This window comes from Streptomyces sp. NPDC003027, from assembly GCF_053591435.1.
Genome location: NZ_JBSFTU010000064.1, coordinates 1 through 22055, shown reverse-complemented (window position 1 = coordinate 22055; position 22055 = coordinate 1). Strand labels below are relative to the sequence as shown.

Annotated in this window: 23 protein-coding genes and 4 pseudogenes; 15 read left to right on the top strand and 12 right to left on the bottom strand. The window is 71.0% G+C overall.

The genetic code is table 11. From position 1 onward, the window contains the following. Positions 1-124 precede the first annotated feature (124 nt). From ACWDX6_RS29180 to ACWDX6_RS29170, 3 genes are all read right to left on the bottom strand, one after another. On the bottom strand, positions 125-775 hold the full coding sequence (locus tag ACWDX6_RS29180) for a fasciclin domain-containing protein (protein WP_451487875.1): 651 nt from the start codon (positions 773-775) through the stop codon (positions 125-127). Between the two features lie 93 nt (positions 776-868). After that, positions 869-2464, bottom strand: coding sequence for a sulfite oxidase (locus ACWDX6_RS29175; protein WP_451487874.1), 1596 nt, complete (start codon positions 2462-2464; stop codon positions 869-871). Positions 2465-2606: 142 nt separating this feature from the next. Then, positions 2607-3281 (bottom strand): MMPL family transporter, encoded by a 675-nt coding sequence (locus tag ACWDX6_RS29170; RefSeq protein ID WP_451487873.1) that lies wholly within the window; start codon positions 3279-3281, stop codon positions 2607-2609. Positions 3282-4067: 786 nt separating this feature from the next. Here ACWDX6_RS29170 and ACWDX6_RS29165 point away from each other — a divergent pair. Next, positions 4068-4478 (top strand): ATP-binding protein, encoded by a 411-nt coding sequence (locus ACWDX6_RS29165; RefSeq protein ID WP_451487872.1) that lies wholly within the window; start codon positions 4068-4070, stop codon positions 4476-4478. A gap of 185 nt (positions 4479-4663) precedes the next feature. Here ACWDX6_RS29165 and ACWDX6_RS29160 read toward each other — a convergent pair whose 3' ends face one another. Continuing rightward, a complete protein-coding gene (locus ACWDX6_RS29160; RefSeq protein ID WP_451487871.1) occupies positions 4664-4903 on the bottom strand; it encodes a chaplin in 240 nt (79 codons plus the stop codon). A gap of 378 nt (positions 4904-5281) precedes the next feature. Here ACWDX6_RS29160 and sigK point away from each other — a divergent pair, with 378 nt between their 5' ends. The 3 genes and pseudogenes from sigK to ACWDX6_RS29145 form a co-directional block, all read left to right on the top strand. After that, the gene (gene sigK / locus ACWDX6_RS29155; protein ID WP_451487870.1) at positions 5282-5869 is read left to right on the top strand and encodes an ECF RNA polymerase sigma factor SigK; all 588 of its coding nucleotides are present in this window, start codon (positions 5282-5284) and stop codon (positions 5867-5869) included. Next, positions 5866-6615 (top strand): anti-sigma factor, encoded by a 750-nt coding sequence (locus ACWDX6_RS29150; RefSeq protein WP_451487869.1) that lies wholly within the window; start codon positions 5866-5868, stop codon positions 6613-6615. The genes sigK and ACWDX6_RS29150 overlap by 4 nt, the downstream gene beginning before the upstream one ends. Positions 6616-6676: 61 nt before the next feature. Then, positions 6677-6874 (top strand): annotated as a pseudogene (locus ACWDX6_RS29145) (redoxin domain-containing protein); the annotation flags it as partial. 27 nt (positions 6875-6901) lie between these two features. Here ACWDX6_RS29145 and ACWDX6_RS29140 read toward each other — a convergent pair. Next, positions 6902-7234 (bottom strand): annotated as a pseudogene (locus ACWDX6_RS29140) (IS110 family transposase); the annotation flags it as partial. Between ACWDX6_RS29140 and ACWDX6_RS29135 the strand changes: the two are divergent. The 3 genes from ACWDX6_RS29135 (at position 7206) to ACWDX6_RS29125 (ending at position 8920) form a co-directional block, all read left to right on the top strand. Further along, a protein-coding gene (locus tag ACWDX6_RS29135; protein WP_451487868.1) for an IS5 family transposase occupies positions 7206-7984 on the top strand; the annotation gives its coding sequence in 2 pieces (ribosomal slippage) (positions 7206-7533 and positions 7533-7984; 780 coding nt in all). The pseudogene ACWDX6_RS29140 and the gene ACWDX6_RS29135 sit on opposite strands and share 29 nt — an antisense overlap. 33 nt (positions 7985-8017) lie before the next feature. Further along, entirely contained in the window at positions 8018-8413 is a 396-nt protein-coding gene (locus ACWDX6_RS29130; protein ID WP_451487867.1) for a hypothetical protein, read from the top strand. A gap of 111 nt (positions 8414-8524) precedes the next feature. Then, on the top strand, positions 8525-8920 hold the full coding sequence (locus ACWDX6_RS29125; RefSeq protein ID WP_451487866.1) for a DoxX family protein: 396 nt from the start codon (positions 8525-8527) through the stop codon (positions 8918-8920). Here ACWDX6_RS29125 and ACWDX6_RS29120 read toward each other — a convergent pair. The 3 genes and pseudogenes from ACWDX6_RS29120 to ACWDX6_RS29110 form a co-directional block, all read right to left on the bottom strand. Beyond that, positions 8889-9326, bottom strand: a complete 438-nt coding sequence (locus tag ACWDX6_RS29120) for a hypothetical protein (protein WP_451487865.1) — start codon at positions 9324-9326, stop codon at positions 8889-8891. The genes ACWDX6_RS29125 and ACWDX6_RS29120 overlap by 32 nt on opposite strands. 41 nt (positions 9327-9367) lie before the next feature. Continuing rightward, a complete protein-coding gene (locus ACWDX6_RS29115; RefSeq protein WP_451487864.1) occupies positions 9368-9769 on the bottom strand; it encodes a cupredoxin domain-containing protein in 402 nt (133 codons plus the stop codon). A 239-nt stretch (positions 9770-10008) separates the two neighbouring features. After that, positions 10009-10677, bottom strand: a pseudogene (locus ACWDX6_RS29110) (hypothetical protein); the annotation flags it as partial. A gap of 288 nt (positions 10678-10965) precedes the next feature. Between ACWDX6_RS29110 and ACWDX6_RS29105 the strand changes: the two are divergent. Then, positions 10966-11610, top strand: a complete 645-nt coding sequence (locus ACWDX6_RS29105; RefSeq protein WP_451487863.1) for a carbonic anhydrase — start codon at positions 10966-10968, stop codon at positions 11608-11610. 118 nt (positions 11611-11728) lie between these two features. Here ACWDX6_RS29105 and ACWDX6_RS29100 read toward each other — a convergent pair whose 3' ends face one another. Continuing rightward, positions 11729-12706, bottom strand: a complete 978-nt coding sequence (locus tag ACWDX6_RS29100; RefSeq protein ID WP_451487862.1) for an L-threonylcarbamoyladenylate synthase — start codon at positions 12704-12706, stop codon at positions 11729-11731. A 554-nt stretch (positions 12707-13260) separates the two neighbouring features. Here ACWDX6_RS29100 and ACWDX6_RS29095 point away from each other — a divergent pair. The 4 genes and pseudogenes from ACWDX6_RS29095 to ACWDX6_RS29080 form a co-directional block, all read left to right on the top strand. Then, positions 13261-13752, top strand: coding sequence for an MFS transporter (locus ACWDX6_RS29095; RefSeq protein WP_451487861.1), 492 nt, complete (start codon positions 13261-13263; stop codon positions 13750-13752). Beyond that, positions 13749-14333, top strand: coding sequence for a class I SAM-dependent methyltransferase (locus ACWDX6_RS29090; protein WP_451487860.1), 585 nt, complete (start codon positions 13749-13751; stop codon positions 14331-14333). Before ACWDX6_RS29095 ends, ACWDX6_RS29090 begins: the two co-directional genes overlap by 4 nt. 36 nt (positions 14334-14369) lie before the next feature. After that, the gene (locus ACWDX6_RS29085) at positions 14370-15533 is read left to right on the top strand and encodes a bifunctional class I SAM-dependent methyltransferase/NUDIX hydrolase (protein WP_451487859.1); all 1164 of its coding nucleotides are present in this window, start codon (positions 14370-14372) and stop codon (positions 15531-15533) included. 404 nt (positions 15534-15937) lie between these two features. Next, positions 15938-16288: pseudogene (locus ACWDX6_RS29080) on the top strand (transposase); the annotation flags it as partial. Positions 16289-16296: 8 nt separating this feature from the next. Here the strand turns inward: ACWDX6_RS29080 and ACWDX6_RS29075 are convergent. From ACWDX6_RS29075 to ACWDX6_RS29065, 3 genes are all read right to left on the bottom strand, one after another. Next, on the bottom strand, positions 16297-16746 hold the full coding sequence (locus tag ACWDX6_RS29075; protein WP_451487858.1) for a hypothetical protein: 450 nt from the start codon (positions 16744-16746) through the stop codon (positions 16297-16299). A 138-nt stretch (positions 16747-16884) separates the two neighbouring features. After that, positions 16885-17817, bottom strand: a complete 933-nt coding sequence (locus tag ACWDX6_RS29070) for a hypothetical protein (protein ID WP_451487857.1) — start codon at positions 17815-17817, stop codon at positions 16885-16887. A 446-nt stretch (positions 17818-18263) separates the two neighbouring features. Then, on the bottom strand, positions 18264-19046 hold the full coding sequence (locus ACWDX6_RS29065; RefSeq protein ID WP_451487856.1) for a LysR family substrate-binding domain-containing protein: 783 nt from the start codon (positions 19044-19046) through the stop codon (positions 18264-18266). Here ACWDX6_RS29065 and ACWDX6_RS29060 point away from each other — a divergent pair. The 3 genes from ACWDX6_RS29060 (at position 19045) to ACWDX6_RS29050 (ending at position 21965) form a co-directional block, all read left to right on the top strand. Next, positions 19045-19395 carry a DoxX family protein gene (locus ACWDX6_RS29060; RefSeq protein ID WP_451487855.1) on the top strand — a complete coding sequence of 117 codons (351 nt, stop codon included), beginning with the start codon at positions 19045-19047 and terminating at the stop codon, positions 19393-19395. The genes ACWDX6_RS29065 and ACWDX6_RS29060 overlap by 2 nt on opposite strands. Positions 19396-19800: 405 nt before the next feature. Beyond that, positions 19801-20499, top strand: a complete 699-nt coding sequence (gene uppS / locus ACWDX6_RS29055) for a polyprenyl diphosphate synthase (protein ID WP_451487854.1) — start codon at positions 19801-19803, stop codon at positions 20497-20499. Then, the gene (locus tag ACWDX6_RS29050) at positions 20496-21965 is read left to right on the top strand and encodes an oxygenase MpaB family protein (protein WP_451487853.1); all 1470 of its coding nucleotides are present in this window, start codon (positions 20496-20498) and stop codon (positions 21963-21965) included. Before uppS ends, ACWDX6_RS29050 begins: the two co-directional genes overlap by 4 nt. Positions 21966-22055 lie beyond the last annotated feature (90 nt).

Genomic DNA, 22055 nt, shown 5'->3' with positions numbered 1-22055 from the left:
TGCGAACCCCGCCCCGCTCGGGCTCCGGGCCGCCCCAGTACTGGGCGTTCACGCCGTGGCCCTGCACCCTTCCCAGGAGGACGGGGTGCAGGGCCGTCGAGGTCTGCCGATCTCGCGCGAGGGCCTACTTGGGCATCAGGACGGTGTCGATGATGTAGACGTTGGCGTTGGCGGTCTTGACGTTGCCGCAGACCACGTTGGCGGTGTCGTTGACCTTGTAGGACTCGCCGGACCCGGTGGTGGTGATCATGCCCGTCTGGAGGGTTTCGAAGCTGCCGTTCTCCAGCTGCTTGGGGGCGAGCTTCTGGCCGACGACGTGGTAGGTGAGGATCTTGGTGAGCATGTCCTTGTCGGCGAGGACCTTGTCGAGGTCGGCCTTCGGGATCTTGGCGAAGGCGTCGTTGGTCGGGGCGAAGACCGTGATGTCCTTGGCGTTGTTCAAGGTGTCCACCAGGCCGGCCTGCTTGACCGCGGTCACCAGGGTGGACAGGGCCGGGTTGTTGGACGCGGCGGTGGCGACCGGGTCCTTGGCCATACCGTCGAAGGAGCCCGCGCCTTCCTTGGGGACGCCGGCACAGGCGGGGCCGAACGGCTGGTCGCCGGTCGTGGTGCCCTCCGCCGGGGTGCTCTCGCCGGTCTTCGCGGCGTCCTCAGCGGCCGCGCTGGGGGCTGCCTCGGTGTCGCTGCCGGAGTCGGAGCACGCGGCGAGGGAGAGGGGCAGCAGGGCGGCCGCGGCGACGGCGATCGCGGTACGGCGGATCTTCATGCTGTTCATGATCTTGGGCTCCTCGTGGGGCTGTTTGTACGGGTGTTCGGTGATGGGTTGTGCTGTGCTGCCCGGGCCGGCCTGACGGCCGGGTCCGGTGGTCTAGGAGACGGTGACGAAGACGCTGTGCCAGCCGCTCGCCCCGTCGGGGATGGTGCGGGTGCGCTGCTCGGTCTGCGTCTGACCGGTGCCGTCGGTGGCGCGGACGGTGAGGTTGTGTCCACCGGGGGTGGCGTTCCAGCGGTAGGACCACTGGCGCCAGGTGTCGACGCCCGCCTGGGCGGCGAGGTCGGCGTCCTGCCAGGGCCCGTCGTCGACGCGGATCTCGACGCGGGTGATGCCGCGGCGCTGGGCCCAGGCGACCCCGGCGATGGTGACGGGACCGGCGGCGGGGCGGGCGAAGGGTTTGGGGGTGTCGATGCGGGACTGGGTCTTGACGGGGGCCCTGCGGGCCCACTTCCGCTTGACCCAGTAGGGGTCGTAGGCGTCGAAGGTGGTGAGTTCGATGTCCTGGATCCACTTGCAGGCCGATACGTAGCCGTAGAGGCCGGGGACGAGCATGCGGACGGGGAAGCCGTGGTCGAAGGGCAGCGGCTCGCCGTTCATGCCGACCGCCAGGATCGCGTCCCGGCCGTCCATCAGGTCCTCCACCGGGGAGCCGAGCGTCATTCCGTCCACGGAGCGGGCCACGAGCTGATCGGCCCGTCCGCCCTTCGACGGTGGCCGGACGCCGGCTTCCTCCAGGAGGTCGGCGAGGGGGACGCCGAGCCAGCGGGCGTTGCCGATGTAGGGGCCGCCGACCTCGTTCGAGACGCAGGTCAGGGTGAGGTCGCGTTCGATGAGCGGGCGGGCGAGGAGCTGGTCGAGGGTGTAGGTGCGGGGGCGGGTGACGCCTCTGCCGTGGATGCGCAGCCGCCAGGTGTCGGCGTCGACCTTGGGCACTGTCAGGGCGGTGTCGACGCGGTAGAAGTCGGAGTTGGAGGTGGTGAAGGCCGTGATGCCTGGAACCTTCAGCTGGACGCCGGCCGGTACGGCGGGGGCTGGGGAGGCAGGCTTCGGTAGGACCAGGTTCTCCCGCGAAGCGATCGCGCCCTGGCCTTGCCGGCCGGTAAGGTACCGGCCCAGTGCACCGGCCGAGCTCGCCGCGACCGCGGTCACACCGGCCGCAGCAAGGAACCCGCGCCTGCTCCACGCCCCGGTGGCTCTCTGGCCGTCCGCACCCGCCGCGGCAGGGGAGGGGACGGCGGCTTTGGCCGCCAGCACATACAGGGCGAGAGCTCCCGCGACCGCCCCGGCGATCGAGGGCAGCGCGTCACCGATGCCGGTGGAGTCGGGGCGGCTGAGGGCCGCGGCGGCGCCGACGATCCCGAACAGCAGCACCCCCGCAGCACCGGCCCGCCGATGAGCCAGGGCGAGGACACCGAGGCCGACGGCGATGAGAGCGAGAATCGCCAGAATCCCCAGCTGGAGAACGATCTTGTCGCTCTCCCCGAACGTGCGGATCGCGAAGTCCTTCACCGCGGCAGGCGTCCGGTCGATCACCGCCCCGCCCACCACGGTCACGGGACCGGCCGCCGGCCGCACCAGTCCGGCGACCAGCTCGGCCACGGCCAGGGCCGTGAAAGCGGCCAGGAGTCCGGCCGGCGCGCCCATCGCGGCGCGGACGAGTTTGCTGCGGAAGCTGCTCACACCGTCCATTCGGCAGCCACTGCCCGGCGGATTGGTCCGAACCCCGAAAGGGTGAACCGCTTGCCCAGTGTTGCCTTACGCAGTTGGCGTGGAGGCGGCGGGGCGGCTCGGGTCACCGGAGCGCGGGGCGGGGCCGGTGAGGGGGCGGCGGTCACCCGGGAGGCGGGTGGGCCACCAGGAGCGGGGACCGAGGTCGAGGATGAGGGCGGGGACGAGAGATCGTCAGCCAGCCCGGTCGGGCCAGTGCGTACAGGATGGCGCAGGCCACCGCGAGGGCCAGGAGCGAGCCCGTGATCACCAGCAGGGGCGTGATCACGCTGCGATGCACCAGCAGCAGGATCAGCAGAACGCCACCGAGGGTGACGGCCAGGAGGGCGCCGTCGATACGCGAGAAGGCCGCGTCGAGGTCTGCTTGAGCGACCGCGGGCCCTGCCAGGTGCACGCTCGTGCCGGCGACCGAGGCCGCCGCCGTGGCGACGGCAGCCAGGCGGGCGGCCCCGCCGTCGGGTTCGGCGGTGATCACCGCGGTCAGGGCCCGGCCGTCCCGGGAGAGGACCGGAGCGCCGGCGGTGCCGGTCAGGCGGACGATGACCTGACGCGCCGCCTGCTGCTGGCGCGCCGTGACCCGTTCGCCCTCCGGGCGGGAGGTCCAGATCACGGCGAGAGGCATGACGACTTCCGCCCCGGTGGGGTTCAGCAGCCGCTCCACCCGGGCCGACTCCGCGTGTTCCCGCAGCGTTACGTCCGCACCGGCCTGTGCGACTTCGCCGAGACGGACGGTGTAGGGGCCGGCGGCCACGGCCAGGACCAGCCACAGCAGGATCACAGCGAGCGAACCTGACCGAGTGAAACTCCGCACGAGCACGCGCCTCTCCGTTGACGCCGGGCCGATGCCGCCCGGCGGGCTGGGGCCGGCTACGAACCGAGCCGCGTCTTCTCGTTGGTCCGCTCGGGCGATTCGGCACGGAAGCCGGGCCTGGACGGGGCCGTACACGGGCTCCACACGAAAGAAGGAAGACCCCATTCGGACGGTTACGCAATCCATTGCGCGCTTCGTCCCGAATCCCCCACATAAGACTCCTGACAGGGGGCGCACAAACCCCCGACTGACAGGCTTTGAGGAGGTGAATGCGATGACCGCATCCCTGCGTACACGACGGCTGGTGGCCGAAGCGGCGCCGGCCGGGCTTCTGGCTGGTGCGTCGGTGGTGGACGTCTCCGCCGCGGCGAACGCCGCTCCAGCTCCGTCCGCAGCGGACTCGGCGGTCACCGGCGACCGGGACCACCGGCATGACCGGTGGGACCGCCACGACCGCGACCGGTGCAGTGGGGAGAAGGGCCAGTGGCTCAAGAAGTGGGTCAAAGGCCACTTGGAATGGAAGTGGCACCACGGCACCTGGCATCAGGGCTACGGGGACCACCGCGGCACCTGGCACGACGGAGGTGGGGCAACGGCTACGGGACGCAGCACTGGGTTCCCGGCCAATGGAACTGCCATGACAGGTGACCCCCGGCCGTCGGCAGTGGGGCGCCGGGTTTCACCGGAGCCTCACGCCCCTCCCCTCCACCTGGTCCCCCTCCCGGGACCCCTCACCCCCTTTGAGGAATCATCATGGACACCGCCCTCGCATCCCGCGCGTGTCCGGCCACGCTGCACATCCAGCTTCCGCCCGGTGCGCAGGCGGCACAGCAGGCCCGTCAGAGCGTGGCCCGCCTGCTGGCCCTGGAGACGGTGCCCTGCCCCGGCGGTGTCGCCGATGACCTCGCGCTCATCGTCTCCGAGCTGGTCACCAACGCGGTCCTGCACGCCGATGGCCCCTATGCGCTCACCCTCGGTGTCGGTCCGGGGACGGCCGGCATCGCCGTCAGCGACGCCTCCCCCGGCCTGTCCGGACACCACGGCAACACCCGGCGGCCCGGGCCGGGCGGGCGCGGCCTGAAGATCGTCCGGGCGCTGGGCGCGGAACTCTTCGTCAGCCCATCGGACCACGGCAAGCAGGTCATCGCCGTCCTCACCTGGTAGGCCCCGGCAAAGGACGGGGTACCGCGGGTGGCTGTGCCGACAGCCACCCGCAGCCGACCCGCCCGGCTCACGGTCAGTACAAGGCGTCCCAAGGGCCGTCTCGTACGCCGTAGCCAGGGCAGGTCACCGGTCCGCGCCGCCCCGTCTTCTCGGCGGCGGACCGGGGCTCTCGGCCCGGCGTCCGGTCAGGCGTTGACGCAGGTGTTTCCGAAGGCCGGGTTGAGCAGGCCGATGACGCTGACGGTGTTGCCGCAGGCGTTGACCGGGATGTGGACGGGCACCTGGATGAGGTTGCCCGAGCCCACACCCGGCGAGTACGCGGCCACACCCTGCGCGCCGACGTCGGCGGACGCCGCCGACGCGCTGCCCACCACGACCGCGCCGGCCGCCAGTGCCACCGCCAGACCTCGTCGTACACGAACCATCTCGACTACCTCCCATGGGATACCTGCGGCCGGGCGGAGAGTTCCGCGGGGCCGGTGAGGAAACCGCCAAGCTCCTCGTTCCCTCACCCGTCCGTTCGCGGCCGCCGGTCCGGCGGCTGGGCCGGCACAGCCTGCTTCCCTCGAACGAGGGAACAGTCGGGGGTGCGGGTGACGAAGCCCCTCCCATCCGCACGCCCGTCCGCTACGAAGAACTGCTGACACGCCCACCTGCTGCGGTGGCCGGACCAAACCCGCGGGGGGCGGTCCGGCCGGCGCTTGTAGCGACACGTCAAGGACTGGCATGCGATGGACACCCCGCCCTCCGGCGGCCTTCCCCGGCCGCCCCTTCGCCTTCTCTCCACAGCCGGAGCCCCACCGGTGAACGAGCCGCTCCCCATCGGGTCCGGACCGGCCGCGGACCGCACCGACCTCGCCCACGTGATGGACAAGGTCGCCCACGGCGACAAGCAGACCTTTTCCGTGCTCTACGACGCCCTCGCACCCCTGGTCTTCGGGACCGTGCTCAAGGTCGTGCGCGACCGGGCGCAGTCCGAGGAAGTCGCTCAGGAGGTCATGATCGACCTGTGGCGGCAGGCCGCCCGCTACCGGCCCGACGCCGGCGCGGTGACGACGTGGGCGGCGACGATCGCCCACCGGCGGGCGGTGGACCGGGTGCGCTCCGCCCAGGCCGCGACCGACCGGGAACAGGCCCAGGCCGCCCGCGAGCACACCACCGCCTTCGACGAGGTCGCCGAACAGGTCGAGACCCGCCTGGAATCGGAGCAGGTCCGCCGCTGCCTGCGCGGCCTGACCGAGCTCCAGCGCCAGGCGGTGACCCTGGCCTACTACCGGGGGCTGACCTACCGTGAAGTCGCCGAAGCCCTGCGCACTCCGCTTCCCACGATCAAGACACGCATGCGCGACGGGCTGATCCGGCTCCGCGACTGCATGGGGGTGACCACATGAAACACCACGCCACCGACGCCCACACCCTGGTTGCCGCCTACGCGCTGGGCGCACTCGACGATGCCGAACGCGAGGACTTCGATGCCCACCTGCGGGAATGTGAGGCATGCCGACTGGAGGCCGCCGAGTTCCAGGCGACCGCGGCCCGCCTGGCAGCGGCGGTCTCCCAGCCGCCGCCTCCGGCAGCCAAGGCCCAGGTCATGGCCGCCATCGACGGGGTGCGCCAGTTGCCCCCACGCGTCCCCGCCCCCAGCGCACCTCCCGTACTCGGCGGCATCCTGCGCCGCCGGGCCGTGCCCCTGGCGCTGGCCGCCAGCGTGGCCGCGGCCGCACTGGGCGGAGTCGCGGTGTGGCAGACGCAGAACGGACAGGACCTCGAACGGCAGGCTCGCCAGGCCCAGCAGCAGCTCGACGCGGTCAGTGCCGTACTGGCGGCCCCGGACGCGCGCACTGTCCACGGGCGGGCCGCCAACGGAGCCTTGACGACCGTCGTCGCCTCCGAGCGGCAGAACAAGGCCGTCTTCACCGCCGCGAACCTGCCCGCGCCGGGAGCGGGCAAGACCTACCAGCTGTGGCTCGACCACGACGGCACCATGCGCCCCGCCGGACTCGTCCACGGCGACGGCACGGTCGTCCTGACCGGCGACCCCGCCGACGCGGGCGCGGTCGGCCTCACCCTCGAACCCGCCGGAGGCTCCCCCCAGCCCACCACCGCCCCCCTGCTCCTGATGACCCTCCCCGCCTGAATCCGCAGCGCCCACCACCATCGCCGGACGCGTGCCCGCGTGTACGGAATCGAGGTCCCACATGGCCCCCGCCCCGGAGACCGGGGACACCGTCGCCGACTTCCGCCTGCCCGGCGGGCACCTGGACGGCGAAACCTTCCACCGCCGCGACTACACGCTGTGCGAACAGCGCGGCAAGCCCCTCATCCTCGCCTTCCACCCGGGCGACGACACCCCCGTGTGCACCGCGCGGCTGTGCTCCTACTCCGACGGCTTGGCCCAGCTCCAGGCCGGCAAAGCCGGCCAGGCGGTCGGAGGTGCCGAAGGCGTCCTTCGCATCGGTCTTACCCTCGCCGCCCTTGTAGGTGGCCGAGGCCCGGTGGACTGCCAGGCCGGTGAGGTGGGCGACCGGTCGGCCGTGGCTGACCAGCAGGCCGATCAGCAGCGCGGCACCGCCATGGTCGAGGTCCACAGCTCACAGCACGTCGGCCGATATCTCCAGCACATCGCCGATCAGGGCGAGCAGTTCGCTCTAGTCGTTCGCGACCCGGCGAGACAGCAGCCGCTTGCCGTCCGAGTTGATCATCACGCAGTGGTGATGCGTCTTGCCGATGTCCACTCCGGCCCAGATCTCGGGCATGGTGGTCCCCCCTGCTCCGGCACGACCGCAGGGTGGCGGCCGGCGCAGGTATGGGGACCGCGAAGTGCTGGCCGCGATCATCTTCGTGGCCACGACAGGCTGTACCTGGCGGCAGCTGCCGCCGGTCTTCGGGCCGTCGGGGCCGACCGCACACCGGCGCTTCACCGAGTGGAGTACGGCCCGGGTCTGGGCCAAGTCGCACCGCGTCATCCTCGACGAACTGGGCTCGCGCGGGGGCCTGGACTGGTCGCGTTGCGCGATCGACTCGGTGAACATGCGGGCCCTGAAAGGGGGGAGCTGACAGGTCCGAATCCTGTCGACCGAGGCAAGAAGGGATCGAAGATCCACTTGATCACCGAGCGGACCGGTCTGCCCATCCCCGTCGGGATCTCCGGCGCGAACCTCCACGACAGCCAGGCGCTTGAGCCGCTGTTCCGCTGCATTCCCCCGATCCGGTCCCGCCGCGGCCCGCGACGGCGACGGCCCGCCAAGCTCCACGCGGACAAGGGATACGACTACGACCACCTGCGCCGATGGCTCCGCTCGCGCGGCATCCGCCACCGCATCGCCCGCAGAGGTGTCGAATCCTCCACACGGCTGGGCCGGCATCGCTGGACGATCGAGCGCACGATGTCCTGGCTGGGCGGCTGCCGTCGCCTGCACCGCCGCTACGAGCGCAAGGCCGAGCACTTCCTGGCCTTCGCCGGGATCGCAGCCACCCTCATCTGCTACCGCAGGCTGGCGGCCTGACGGGCAGCGCCCGGAAATGGGACGATCCACAGCGTGATCGAATGGATGCGCCTCGCCCCGCGCTGGACGGTCATATGGGTCTGCGTCATCGCTGCCGTCCTACTCTTCGTCGGTGCTTCAGCACACGTCACCGACTTCCTCCGCCACGGTCTGCACCCCTACGGCTGGGCACCGGGTTGGCTCAACCTCTACTGGACCTCGCTGGCGCTGTTCGACACGCTCGCCGCCATGTTCCTGATCAGGGGCAAACGCCTAGGAACCGACCTCGCCTGCGTCATCATGGCGACCGACCTCGCCGCCAACTGGTACGCGGCCTACGGTATCCAGCACAGCAGCCTCGCCGCTCAGCCCGGCCTCCAACGACTGACCGTCTTCGCCGCATTCGTCCTGGGAACGACGCCGTTCATTCGACGGCGCCTTCCCAATTGAGACGACCTCTTAAGCCATCGAATGGTCTCGACCATGTCAGCTATGCCGGAACCCCTGGGCCCTCCGGTCTTACGAATGACCAGAGCAACCACCCTTGAAAGGCAGGACCCCATGTCCCCTGCGCGTTCCGCGCTTCTGCTCGCCGGCCTGTTGGCCTCGGCAGGTGTCGCTCACTTCGTCGCACCCAGGCAGTTCGACTCCATCGTGCCGCGTTCCCTGCCGGGCAGCCCCCGGATCTGGACCACAGCCAGCGGCGTGGCCGAACTGACCCTGGCCGCCGGTCTCGCGCTGCCGGCGACCCGAAGGGCAAGCGCCCGGGCCACCGCCCTGTTCTTCGCCGGAGTGTTCCCGGCGAACCTCAAGATGGCCTATGACTGGCGTCACCGTTCGAAGACGGCGAGAGCCGTCGCCTGCACGAGGCTTCCCCTCCAGGTTCCGCTGATCCTCTGGGCCCGCCACGCCGGTATGCAGGACGTCAGGCGTGGCCCCGTCGGCGCCGACGGGTGAGCAAGAGCAGCGAGGCGGCAACGAGTGCCAGCACTTGGGCGACGACGACGAGGTACTTGTCGGTGAACCAGGCCGGCTCGTACATGTTGGGCAGGGGGCCGAGCTCACCGACGTCGACGTAGCGGTACAGCAGGAGCGCGGCGAGTCCGCCGACGGCGACGGTCCAGGCGAAGGCGTCTGCCAGGGAACGGCGCCAGAGAAGGACCAGCAGCGCCGCCAGGGCGGCGACGGCGGCTTCGACTCTGAAGAGGGTCCCCTGGCTGAGGGTCGCGGAGACTGCGTCGTAGCGGTCGGCGAGGTGCGCGTGGAGGTAGGCGTCGGCTGCGAGACCGGCTGCGGCCAGGAGACGGGCGACGCTGTGCAGTCTCTGGTGTGGAGTGGCCGGGCGAGTCGGATCGTGATGCATGGGGTTGCTCCGGCGTGAGACGCCGCGTGGCCTGTGCGGGGTCAGCGGACGGTGAGAGTGCCCGTCATGGACGGATGGATGTCGCAGAGGTAGCGGTAGGTGCCGGCAGTGGGCGGTGCGGTGAAGGTGGCTGTCTGACCGCCTTCGATAGTGCCGGTGTCGAAGGCGGTGGCGTCTTCGGCCGTCACGGTGTGGGGGGCGGAGTCCTCGTTCACCACGAAGACCTTCACTCCTGGTGCGACCGTGAGATCGGCCGGCTCGAAGCGGAAGTCCTTGATGACGATGCGCTCTTCGCTGACCGACGTGGCGGACGGCGTCGAGGGCGACGGGGAGGTGGGCGCGGTCCCGCCGGAGGCGGAGCAGCCGGCCAGGGCGGTGAGCAGGCACAGCACAACGATCGCCACAACCATGTGCGGCCTGCGGGAGCGGAGACGGACAAGCATGGGATCCTCCTGGGTGCACTGGGCGGAATGCCCGACTGTCACCGAGGCCAGATGGTGCGCACGGCGGCTCCCCCGGGCAACCGAGACGGTGTGGGAACCGGGTGGCGCCGAAGTCCTGGACGGACGGACGTGGTGACGGCCTCGGCGTCGAGTGGCCACCGAGGCCGTCGTGAGGGCGGAACGGCTGCGGCCCTTATGGCAGTTGGACGTCACCCTTTCACTGAGGGTTAGTACTGCCCCATGGCGCCGCCGCTGTGGCCTTCGATGACGCCGCAGCTGGCAGGGGCAGTGGCTTCCTGGGGCAGCTTCGGGTCGAGTTCGCTCTTGCCCCGGCCGAAGTCGTACATGCCGTTGCCGTTCGGGTCGATGCCGTGCTGGACGACGTGCAGGTACGTGATGTTGTCGGCGACGGCCTGGGAGACGGTGATCGTCCGCGAGTAGGACAGGTCGCCGTTCTTGTCAGCGACCGGCATCCGGTCGACCGCAAGACCGCTTGCCTTGGTCGTGTCGCCCTTGGTGGTCAGGGAGATGTTGATGTCTCCATAGGCGGGCAGGCCCTCGGCGGTGGTGACGATGCCGTCGCCGTTCTTGTCGGCACTGGCATCGGGGCAGGTGAAGTCGTGCCCGCTGGTCGACCCGTGGATGTGCTGGGCGTGCGGCTGACCGGGGACCAGGCCCTGGGCGTCGATCTTCACCGTGAGCTGGCGGCCCTGCAGGGTGAGCTGCGCGGTTCCGCGGGCGCCCGAATCGTTCAGCTGCCGCAGGTCGACCTTGTAGCTCCGGCCGTTCTGCGTCTGCTGGCCTGCGTCGTTCGTGTCATGGGCCAGGGCCGGAGCCGCCACGGCGAGCGTGAGGGCAGCGGGCAGGGCCAGGAGGGTGGTGAGGCGGGTTGAGCGCTTGACTGTCATCGCGACGCATCCCCTTCGGGGAGGTTTCACCGGCATGAAGCCGGATAGCGTTCGGACATTCGTCCCTTTCACTCTCCATTCGGGGCGATCGGGAAGAAGGATTGCTGACCGGTCGCACCACTCTTCACGCGTGAGCGTGAAGGCGCTGCTCCGCCGCGGGGGGCTGCTCCGCCGCTGGGGGCTGCTCCGCCGCGGGGCGCCTGCCCCGCAGGCTCCCGTGTGGAGCGCACCGGCGGACACCGGGGGGCGGCCGGTGCAAGGGCTGATGTCACCTCGTAGGCTGCCGACATGACCGAGAAGATCCTGACGCCCACGCCCCGTGACGCTTTCGACCTGCTCATGTCCGGTAACGAGCGCTTCGTCTCCGGCTCCTCCGAGCATCCGAACCAGGACGCCGCCCGCCGCACCGAGACCGCACCGTCCCAGAAGCCCTTCGCTGTGCTGTTCGGGTGCTCCGACTCCCGGCTGGCCGCCGAGATCATCTTCGACCGCGGCCTGGGCGACCTGTTCGTGGTCCGCACCGCCGGGCATGTCGCGGGCACCGAAGTGCTCGGAAGTCTCGAGTTCGGCGTCGCTGTCCTCAACGCGCCGCTGGTCGTCGTCCTCGGCCACGATTCGTGCGGCGCCGTTGCCGCGGCCTGCTCCGCCCTGGAGAACGGGCAGACGCCGGGCGGCTTCGTCCGCGACGTCGTCGAACGGGTGACTCCCAGCGTGCTGGCCGCCCGCGCCGCCGGACGCGAGAGCGCCGAGGAGATCCTGGCCGCGCACATCGAGCACACGGTGGACCTGCTGCTGGAGCGCTCCCGCGTCCTGGCCGACGCGGTGGCCGCGGGCCGCCTCGGCGTGGTGGGACTGTCGTACCGGCTGACCGACGGCAGCGCGCAGCTCGTCGCCACGCGCGGCCTCGACGTGGCGGTTCCCACCGCGTCCTGACCACTCGCAACCACCGGCCCTGTCACACCCCTGGCCCGCGCCGGATCGGCGCGGAGCGCGGGCTGCGGGGTGTGCCGGGGGGCGGATGGGCAGCGGCGTCACTGACGGCGGGTACAGGTCAGACGATGGGCCGGGGCCCTGCGGCGCGGCGGAGGCGGTTGGCGATCGCCAGGCCCAGCCCCTCCTCCACGGGCACGGAGGCGACGATGAGGTCGCATCCCTGCTGGTCGAGGTGGCGCAAGAATCCGTACAGCCCGCGCGCGTACTCGGCCATCGCGGCCGGGACTGTCAGAACCGCGTGCGCCTTCACCGGAGCGCCGGCGAGGCAGGCGGGCAGAAGGACACCCACCTGGTGTCCCAGTTCGCGTGCTGTCTCTGCTTCGGTGACGACCTGCTCGGGCTCGACCAGCACGACCCGTGCACGGGGTGCGTAGTGGGAGGGGTGCTGGCCCGGCACCCGAACCTGGCTGGTTGAGGGAACCGCAAGCGGGCGTCCCAGCAGTGCTTCGAGGTCCTCGCGGGTCACTCCGCCGGGCCGCAGGATGGTCGGGGTGCCGCTGGTGGCGTCGACGATGGTGGACTCGACGCCTACGCGGCAGGGGCCGCCGTCCAGCACGAAGTCGACGCTGTCGCCGAGTTCGGCGCGGACGTGGTCCGCGGTGGTGGGACTGACGGAGCCGAAGCGGTTGGCGGACGGGGCCGTGATGGCGCCGCCGAAGGCGTTCAGCAGTGCGAGGGCGACGGGGTGGTCGGGCACGCGCACGGCCACCGTCTCCAGGCCGCCGGTCGCTTCCAGCGGCACCCGGTGGCCGCGCCGCAGCACCAGCGTCAGCGGCCCCGGCCAGAAACGTTCGGCCAGCAGACGTGCCGCCTCCGGCACGTCCTGGACCCAGTCGTCCAGCTGCTCCGCCTCACCGATGTGAACGATCAGCGGGTGAGAGGGCGGACGGCCCTTGGCCTGGAAGATGCGGGAGACGGCGGCGGGGTCCTCGGCGTTGGCGCCCAGTCCGTAGACGGTTTCGGTCGGCAGGGCCACCAGGCCGCCGGTGCGCAGCACTCCGGCTGCCTTCTCGATGTCATGGGTGCTTGCCGTCACCCTGATGATTCTAGAGCGGTGGCCAGGGGCTGGCCGTTCCTTTGGCCAGGAGCGGGTGAAGCCGTCCCGCAGCCGCCGCTCGGCGAGCGCAGTGACACGCTGCTGACGGCGATCGGGATCGTGCAGGGCTTCGTCCTCGATGGACAGCTCGGGACGGCACGGCGCAGGAACGCTGTCGTGCGACGCTCGGCAGTCACCCGCTGCCCTGGCAGATCTCTGACCGGCGGCCGGCCCGAGACGACCGGGAAGGAGTGAGGCAGGCCGCCCTCTTACGAGACGGTGGCGCTCTTGTTCCGCTCCACCCGCTGGCGCAGCGTCCGCCCGAACTCCGGCCAGCCCACCTGATCGACCCCGCGCTGACCGTGACGCCCGCTACAGTGTGGCGTTCGTCACGAGAGCCGTTGGAGACAGCGACACGGTGAACAGTTCGCATGCGAAACAGGCCAGGTCTGCGTTCCCCCTGTAAAGCGACACGATCTGCGGGGGACACAGCCTCTGCGGAAACAAACCTGCTCACCTCGCTCGGCGCCTCCCCGACCGCGTTCGGGGTGATCATGGGCGTCGGAGGCATGGGCAGCCTGGCCGGAGCACTGCTCACCTCACAGATCACGGACCGGTTCGGCGTCGGACCGGTGATCATCGCCGGGTTCGCGGTCAGCCCGCTCGCCCAGGTGCCGCTCCTGCTGGCCGGGCCCGGCCGCGGCTGGCAGATCGCCCTGGCCGCGACGCTCTTCGCGCAGTTGTTCTGGGCGACCGCGGCCGGAGTCACCCAGCGAACCCTGCGCCAGATCCTGTGCGAACCGGCCTTTCAGGGCCGGATGCGGGCGGTCAGCACCACGGTGACCGCCGGAAGCCGCCCTCTGGCCGCCGCGACCGCCGGCGCGCTCGCGCTCGTCCTGGACGTGCCGACCGTCCTCGCCGTCGGCGCGCTCCTCCAGGTCGTGCCGGTCCTCCTGCTGCTGGCCTCCCCCGTACGCGCTCTGCGGACCATGCCCACCCCGCCCACGCCTGCGGCCGTGCCGCACGCCCGAGAAGGAGCACCATGACCACCACCTCGTCCACCGCGAGCCCCGCCTACTGGGAGCCGCTCTGGGCCGGCGGCCGACGCTACCGGCAGCTGTGCGAGGCCGAGAAGCAGCTGATGGGCGAGCACCTCGGCCCCGGCGGAGGCCGCCCGGCCCTCGACATCGGGAGCGGCGACGGCAGTCTCGCCCGCCACCTCCACCACAAGCTCGGCTACGTCACGACCGGCGTCGACTGCTCCCCCAGCGCCCTCGCGCTCGCCGCCGACCAGGACGACGGACCCGGGCCGACCTGGCAGTGCGCGGACATCACCACCGACGACCTCATCGCTCTCCCGGACACGGCCTACGCCCTCATCACCAGCCGCCTGGTCTACCGGTGGATGGACGACAAGCCCGGCTTCCTCGACCGCGTCCGCCGGCTCCTCGCGCCCGGCGGCACGTTCTGGGTCGTCACCGAGATCGCCGGCCGCCGCACGACCACCGACCCGGCTCTCCTCGGACTCGGCATCCCGCCTGCGGACGCCGAGCTGCTCACGACCGGCTGGTCCGTCGTGCGCACCGCCGACCTCGACGTCCTGCGCTGCTACGCCCTGCGGCCTTGAGCCCTGAACGCCATCCGCGACCGGAGGAAACACCCCGTGCTGGACATCGAGAGGCACATCGCCGAGATCTGGTCCCTCTACGGCCGTCACCAGCTCGGCCGGACCTTCGACCTGCCCGAGCTCGATGACTGGGCCTGGGACATCCCGCAGGCCGGGCCCGGCATCGACGTGCTCGGCGAGGTCGCCGGCCTGCGCGTCCTGGACCTGGGAGCCGGAGTCGGCCGGCACGCCGCGCGTCTCGCCGCCCTCGGCGCCGACGTCACCGCCGTCGACGCATCCCCCACCCAGCACGAGCGAGCCCTCGCCCGCTACCCCGACACCCCCGGGCTGCGCCTGATGTGCGCCGACGCCGTCGACCACCTGCGAGAAGCCGACCCCTACGACCTGGTCTACTCCATCAGCGGCATCCCCTTCCTGGACCCGCACCGCCTTCTGCCCGCCCTGGCCAACGGCCTCAAGCCCGGCGGGCGGCTCGTGTTCACCGCCCTGCACACCAACTCACACGGCGACGGTCCGTCCGACTCCGTCACCTCGCGCCCCGAGACCCTGCGGCTGCCCGCCACGGACACCGAGCACCAGATGCACATGTGGGTCCTCGAACCTCGATTGTGGGAGGACCTCCTCGTCGACCACGGCCTCGTCGTGGAGACGGTGACAACGATCGACTCCCCGCAGACCGACCAGCCGCTGTCGTACCGGCTGTACACGGCCCGCCGCCCCGAGCGGGTGCCGAGCCGCGCCCGCTCGACCACCCCTCCGCCACCGAACGCCGCTGTCGGGGTGGGCGTGATCGTTCAAGGACCCGACGGCCTCCTGCTGGGGAAGCACCGACGTGGCACGTGGGAGCTCCCGGGCGGCTCCGTGGAGCCGGGTGAGACGTTCGCGGAGGCCGCGGTACGCGAACTCGCCGAGGAAGCCGGCCTCGTCGCCGAGCCCGGCGGCGTACAGGTCCTCGGCACGCTCCTCGACCGTGTCGGCGGCGTCGTGCGGGTGACGGTTCCTGTCCTCGTCACCCGCTGGTCCGGCGTCCCTCGGCAGCGCGAAGACGCCATCGGCGACTGGCGCTTCTGGCCCCAAGGCGCCCTTCCTCAGCCGTTGTTCGTCCCATCGAGCCAGTGCCTGACGGCCTGGCAGCCGAACCTTCCCCTCGACCATCCGCCCGCCCACTTCCAGCCCTTCGCCTCCCTTGGCCGCGACTAGGCCGTGTCTCGAAAGTGGATCTCGAGCGTTAATGATCACGTTCATGGGGCGGGGAAATCTCACGGATGAATAGTGGGCGGTGCTGGAGCCGTTGTCGCCGAAAGGGACGGTGCCGTCGATTGTCCAGGAGCTCTCCGGCCGCCGCGAGCTCGGCCGCGTCCGCACGGTGGCGTAGTGCCCGTTCAAGCCACCGTGCTCCGTGCAGGCCCAGCGCAGGACTCCGGGGCCGGCGCAGCCCGGCTCGCTTACCTGTGCCCGGTGCATACCGTGAAACCTGGACAGGTGGCCCTGCGCCGTGGACCACCCGGACAACAGAGCCACGACTCACACGGTCGGGGGGGATCAGCCGTTACGGCACACGGCGTCGGTTCGCGCCTCTACGTTGAGGGTGATCGTTGTTGCAGGACCTGCACGACAGCCTCGGCCCGCAGCCGCTCGTGCGCGGGATCCCGCCCATCCGCTCCCGGCGCGGACCGCGCCGCCGACGTCCGGCCAAGCTCCATGCCGACAAGGGCTACGACTACGACCACCTGCGGAAATGACTTCGCGAGCGTCGCATCCGCCACCGCATCGCCCGCAAGGGCATCGAGCCGTCCACGCGGCTCGGCCGCCACCGCTGGGTCGTCGGGAGAACGGTCTCCTGGCTCGCCGGCTGCCGACGTCTGCACCGCCGTTACGAACGAAAGGCTGAGCACTTCCTGGCCTTCGTCGACATCGCCGCAACTCTCATCAGCTACCGCCGACTCGCCAAGTGAAACGACGTCTAACCTTCAGGATCAGTACGGCCGTCCCCGGTGGAGACGTCGCCGACGACGTACCCGCCCACGGCGACGGATCGCTCACCTGTGGCCTGTACAGCATCGCCCGAACCAGCCGGGGGCGGTTGCGGCGCCCTCCTTGCCCGCGGACGGCTGGGTTCGGGTGCTGTTGAGTTGTGGTCGCCGGTGCAGATGCTGCCGGTGACGCTCCCGCCGATACCGACCGCCCGGACCCCGCTGACCGTGACCGACGCTGCCGCTGACTGCGGGGGCGACCTCTTGAGGGCGTACACCGACACCCCGAGACCGGCCAGACCCGCAATCGCCCCTAGCACGCTGGCCACTTGGTCGGCGGTATCAAGATCGCGCGCCACGGCGAACGCGAGCAACCCTCCGGCCACCAAGGCCCCGACGACCGCGCCCGCCCAGGCCAGCACCCTCTGCTGCTGTGTCATACCGACCATCATCGGCTACGACACGGTCACCAGTCACTGACAGAAGAACCGGAGCCAGCCATTCCGCGCCACGCCGGCGCCAGGACCGCCGCCCCGTCGAGCCGAAGCCGGCCGTACGCCACGACCACCACAGAGTCGTTATCTCCAAGCGCCGCCCTGCTTTACGACAGTGGGGTATGGAGAATGAAGATGGGTGGACTTGGTGCGAAACGGGGCTCCCTTGTCATCGACAATGAGCGTTCCCTGCTCACCCTTATGCGTCCAGTCGAGGGCAAGCTTCCAGGCGATGAGGCAATCGCATTGCCTGTAGTTTTCACCGGCAGCATTTGCTTCGATGTCGAATATTTCCGGATCGGTGGCCGAAACCTTGTACCCGAACGGTTTCTTGACCACCCTCACTCTATCGCCGTCCGCGCGAGTCACCAACTCAAAGTCCGGGGCGGCGCTGTCCAGCATGACCCGATAATTGCGCGCGTGGAGATCGCCACCGCAGCCCGTGCGGAGGCTGACATCAGTGCCGATCGGGAGGGGCGCTCTACGAAGTTCGACGATTCGCATATTGCGGAGCACGACGTCATGACTGTTCATTCCTTGGATGACCAATCTGAGCCGTGTGATGCTGTTATCAATACCACCGAGCTGGTGAGCCCACACGGCCGTCGGCTCCCCCGGCGGCACGGGAATGTCTTCCGGCCTCTTCCCAGGGAATGTCCAGCCCTCGCAATTGTCCTTGGACGGCGTGAACTCCACAGTTGCAGCAAGAGGAGGCATGTCGGGATCTTCGCCGCCCGCGTACCAGGCGATGAGGCCGCCGATAACCGCCAGACTTACGAGGACCGCCACCACCGTCAGGGCGGTGGGCGGTGGGTGCAGGTGCGTGACGTTGTTGTTGCCGGCGACGACCGCCCCGTTTACGTTCCCACCGGTGGCCACCGATCGGGGGCCACCGGCCTGGACGCTCGACGCCCCCGGATTCGGGGTCGCCGAGGCAGCGAGTGCCGGCGCTGCCTGCCCGTTGCTACCGCCACCAACAGCACGGTTACGAGCGTGCCGAAGTCTCTTCATGCCCATCTACGACTCCCTCCGCTCGCATGCGCCACTCCAAGCCACAGTCCCAGCCCCTGACGTCCGACCTGCCTGGCTGGAGTTTGGCACGGTCGACAACATCCTCCCTAGGGGCCGTTGCGCCGAACTGACGGGCAGGCACTTCCATGCTGGTCATCCCCGTTATGCCAGGACAGTGCTGCTGCCGGCGCTCACCGAGCCCACTGCGAACTCTCGCGCCGACAAGCACCTCAGGAGCACGACAGGCCAGTCCTGGGCCTGGTCGAGGAAGGGCCGGCCTCCCACCGAGTTCCGCGCCGGACGGACCAGCGGTCCGGTTCCCACCTCGACCGCGTGAGCAGGCAGCACCGTCCGCGTCCTCCTCGCATTGCGTTCGAACGTCCGCTCAGCCTCATCGCGGCCTGTGACAGAGGGTCACGGATGAGATGGTCTGCCCGCACCCGCCTTGTGGATCAAGTGGCGGTCGCCTCCGGCTGCTGCGGTCTGTTGTCCAGGCAGCAGCGGACGAAGTCCTGAACGACGGGGTTCATGTCGTCGGCGGGGACCCACGCGACGCCGACCTGACTGGGGCCGACGCCGCTGACGGGGCGGTACGTGATGCCGGGGCGGGCGTAGAAGCGGGCGGCGGATGCGGGGGCCAAGGCTATGCCGTAGCCGTTGGCTATCGCGCTGAGCCAGTCGTCCGGCTGATCGGTCACGGCGCCGATGCGGACCGGGTGGCCGTCGCGTTCGTCGGCGGCCAGCCAGTGCTCGCGCCACCGGCCGGATACCGGCGGGGCGGCCACGAACGGCTCGTCCCACAGGTCCCGGAAGGGGATCACGTCACATGCGGTGAAAGGGTGTTCGGCGGGTAGCGCGACCCAGCGCGGCTCGGTGAACAACACCACCGCCCGCAGGGCGTCCTGACCAGGGAAGGGCAGCCGCAGCAGGGCCACGTCGACGTCCCCGTCGGCGAGCCCGGCGCTCGGACGGGACCAGGCGGCCTGCCGCACATCCACCCGCCAGCCCGGCCGGCGCCGAGCGAAGTCCGCGATGATGCGCGGCGTCGCCTCGTTGGCGGCACTGGCCATGAAGCCGACCCGCAGCACGCGGGCCGCGCGGCCGGCCGCGCTCCTGGTCTCCCGCAGCACGTGATCCCACCCGGCGAGCAGGGCGGGCGTCCGCTCCTTCAGGACCCGGCCCGGCTCGGTAATCGCCCACCGCAGGGTGCGCTCGACATGAAGGGCGAAGCACATGTTCACCGCCTACGCGATCATCACCGTCATGGCGATCCTGGCCAATGCCGGAATCGCCATCGCGGACTTCTGGCAGGCCGAGTTCGTCGTCGCCAACTCGACCGAGGTGGGTGTCCCGCGGACCTGGCTTCCGTGGCTCGCCGCGCTCAAGGCCGCGGGAGCCGTCGGTCTCCTCCTCGGACTCATGGGTGCCACGGTCATCGGCGTTGCCGCCGCGACCGGGCTCGTCATGTTCTTCCTTGGTGCGCTCGCCGCACACATCCGCGCTCGCGTCTACCGCAACATCGCGTTTCCTGGCGGCTATCTCGTCCTGGCCGCCGCGTCCCTCGTCTTCGCCATCGCGCGATGATGCCGGAACACGGGACTCGGACGTGCGAGCCAAGGGTGACGATCGTCCGTATCCGCCGGTCGGGGCCTTGTGCCCTGCCAAGCTTCCGGGGGGAGACGCGCCGGAGGGGCGTAGGCGAGGCGGAGGCGGGGAGACGGGGTGGGCGTGACCGAGCGCGGTACGGCCGGTCGTACCGCTCAGGACGTGGCGGGGCCGGAGAGCACTGGGCCGGGCGTGACGGGGCCGGGCGTGACGGACGACGGCGTCCCGCGCGCACGCGCGGCGACGGAGGACCGGCCGGGCGGGCGAGAGCGCGGTGACCGGCCTGGTGGACAGCCCGGCGACGGGCCGGGCCGGGAACGGCCGCGAGAAGGGCCCGGAGAGCGACGGCGGGACGGTGGGCCGGCGCGTGCGGTACCGCTGCACGTGGCCTGCGTGATGGACGGCAACGGCCGCTGGGCGCAGCGGCGTTCGCTTCCCCGCACCGCGGGCCACCGGGCCGCCGAGACCACCGTCATCGACGTCGTCGAGGCGGCCCGGGCCGCCGGCGTCGGGTGGCTCAGCCTGTATGCCTTCTCCACCGAGAACTGGAGCCGCCCCGGCGCCGAGGTCGACTACCTGCTGCGTCTGGTCCGCCGGGTCGTGCGGAAGCATGCGCCGCTGCTGCTCGCTCGCGGCATCCGCTGCCGCTTCCTCGGGGTCACCGACCCGCGCATCCCTCCCGAACTGGCCCGGGACTTCGACGACCTGACGACACTGACCGCCGACAACCGGGGGATGACGCTGACCGTCGCCTTCGACCACGGCGGGCGCCGGGACATCGTCGAGGCCGCACGGTCGCTGATCCGCAGCGGGACGCCCGCCGACGAGGTGACCGAGCGGCTCTTCGCAAACCATCTGCCGTTCCCCGACACCCCCGACGTCGACCTGGTCATCCGCACCTCCGGCGAGCAGCGCATCTCCAACTTCATGCTCTGGCAGGTCGCCTACGCCGAGTGGGTCTTCCCCGAGGTGCTCTGGCCGGACTTCCGGGCCCCCGACTTCCTCGCCTGCCTGCACACCTACCGGTGCCGCGACCGCCGCTTCGGCGGCGTGGCACCACGGACGAACGGAGACCCATCATGACCACGGGAACCACGGGAACGGCCGACGAGGCGCCCCTGTTCGGCCCCGAATCGCGGTTCCACGCCTTCTTCGACGACCCCCGCTGGGCGCTGGCCATGATCCGTGCCACCGTGCTGGAGGCCGCGCACCCGCAGATCGGCGCCGCCCTCGTCGACAACTCCACCTTCGTCGCCCACCCCTGGCGCCGGCTCCGCAACACCTTCCTCAGCATGCGGCGCATGTTCGGCGCGGACCCGGCGGTACGCGAACGGGAGGCTGCTCGGCTCAACCGGCTGCACGCCCGCATGAGCGGCTCCGACTCCCGCGGCCGCGCCTACGACGCGACGGACCGCCCGACCCGCGCCTGGGTGGTCGCCACCCTCTTCGAGAGCGCCGTCACCATGTGCCGGCTGAGCGGCCAGCCGCTCGACCAGGACACGATGGAGCGGATGTACGGGGAGTACCGCGCGTTCCTCGCCGCGCTCGACGGCGACGCCGGGGAGCTCCCCGAGGACCTCCACGACTTCTGGCGGTACTTCGACCGGGTCGTCGAGGACGAGCTGGAGAACACCGAGGCGGCCCGTGTCATCCTCTACCGGCTCTTCGACCACCTGCCCGCACCGGCGCTGCTCGACGGCGCGCCCACGCTGTGGGCGGCCGGCCGCGCCGTCGCCGGTCCGCTCCTCGGCGCGATCACCGTCGCCTCACTCCCCGAGCCGTACCGGCGCCGGGCCGGCCTGCCGGAGATGCCCGGCGCCCCGACCCTCATGCAGAGCGCCTACCTCGCCGCCGGGCTCGCCCGCTTCCTGCCCGCGGGCTGGATCAACGCCGAGAGCATCATCGAACTCCTCTCGCTCTCGCCCGGCAGCGACGACCCCCGCGCCCGGACCGTGGCCGTCCTGCGCACCCGCATGAAGCGGGCGTCGGCCCTGCTCCGCCTCCTCGCACCGCTGGGCGGCGACGCCGACCCCGGCTCCGACCCGACGCCTTCGGCGGGCACGGGAGAGGGCCGGCGCTCGGCGGAGGAGTTCTTCCGCCAGGTGCTGGACCAGACCGGCGACGGCCACCTCGACTGGCCCGACCTCGCCGCCATGGCCCGCGAACTCTCCACCCGCCTCGATCTGGACGAACCCGAGGAGACCCGGCTCTACGAGGCCTTCGCCGCTTGGTGGCGGGAGCTCCAGGCCGCCCTCGACACGGACGGCGACGGTCGCGTCAGCGCCGCCGAGTACGCCGCCGCCGTCCCCTCCCTCGCGGGACCCGCGCTCATCCGCGTCGCCGAGGTGCTCTTCGACACCACCGACAAGGACGACAGCGGAACGATCGACGCGGACGAGTACCGAACCCTCTTCCGCACCGCCTTCCACCGCGACCTCACCGCCACCGACGGCGCCTACGCCCGGAGCGCCTTCGTGGGCGACTTCCTCTCCTTCATGGCGGGCCGCCACACGAGCACTCCGTACGATCCCCTCCTCGCCGACGCCTAGGGCCTCTCGTTCGGATCATGCCGGGCTCGCGTGCCCTGGCACCGCTCCCCCGTAGCCCTTCGGGCACGGGAGGGGCCCCCACGCCGCGTT